Here is a 1,262-nt window from a genome sequence, read left to right as displayed (position 1 = left end):
GGGGCACATCGGCGTCGATGGTCGGGCATTAGGGATCGACGGCTGTGATCAGCTCGGCGCGGGCTGACAGCACCAGCTGCTGCCGGTCTTCGGGCATGCCTCTCGAATCCCTGGAGCGCCTGTGCCGTTCAGTCCATCTTTCAGGGGCCACTACAACTCAGACGACGCCCATCAACTGCACACCACTCAACCGACCTGCACAATTACACCTGACCGGGTCCGCACACCCGTGGTTCAGTGCTCGCAGAGGGAGAACTCCCGTTCGTAGAGCTGCTCGTTGTGTTCGTCGACGAAGAACTTCCTCTCCTGCATGAGTACCTCGCCGTACGTCTTGGCCTGCCCAGCGTCATGGTCGAGGTGTCGGACCAGGGCTGCTGCGGCGGCACGTCGGGGGTCGAGACGATCCGCTCCGCCGGGTCGTCCAGGAAGAACGCGAGGATCTTGCGGTGTCCCGGGCGGATGGGGTCCGCGAGCCGGGGTACTCGGGCTTGTCCGGGGTGAGGTGGACGATTGCGAGCTTGACGATGACCTGGAGTCGGCGGCCGCGCAAGTCGACCCGGGCGGATGCGTCGGGCAGTGCGGGCGGGCTGAAGGCGGGAGCGTCCGGGACGATCGGGCGGCGGTTCTCCCACCAGGCCTCATAGGCCTCTTCCCAGGCAGCGCGGGCATCCATGTAAGCCGCGTTGTCACTGTAGGACGACTGGCGCGGATACTCCGGTTCCGAGTCGTACCAGCCGTAGGGATCGGCCTCGATCCGCAGGGGCCGCGGGTGCCGCAGATCGGTGAGCACGTTCTCGAACAGCGGGAGCAGGCGCGCGAACACGTCCGGCAGGACGGACGCCAGGGCGCGATGCTCCTCGGGGTGGACGTTGTTGACGTACGAGCGGAAGGTGACGGCGCCGTCGTCACTGACGTCGACGTCCGTGGGCAGCCACTGGAACCTCTCCGAGAACTCGTACTTCGCGTAGTGGTTCGTCGGGTTCTGCCAGGCCCGTTCCGGCCCTCCGCTCACCTCCCGCACCAGGCAGAACAGTGAGGGGTGCACGAGATCCAGCACCTGACCCCCGGATCCGGGATGCCAGTCCCGCTCCGCTTCGGGGACCTCTTCCAGAACCCGGACCGCCTCCCGCAACCGGGACCCGAGCTGCTCGTCGACGAGGGTGTCCGACTGCCAGACACCGTCGACCGCGGACACCTCGATGCCGGTCCGCGCGTCCCGCAGCGCGGCGTAGTGCCCCAGCTCGGCGAGCACGTAGCGCACC

1 pseudogene is annotated in these 1,262 nt (G+C 67.4%); it reads right to left on the bottom strand.

Features of this window, described 5'->3' with window-relative positions:
- Positions 1–234: 234 nt before the first annotated feature.
- Positions 235–1,262: pseudogene (locus AB0B01_RS30815) on the bottom strand (DUF4246 family protein); the annotation flags it as partial.

Source organism: Streptomyces sp. NPDC044571, assembly GCF_040647115.1.
GTDB lineage: Bacteria > Actinomycetota > Actinomycetes > Streptomycetales > Streptomycetaceae > Streptomyces.
This window is presented reverse-complemented; position numbering and strand designations above follow the sequence as displayed.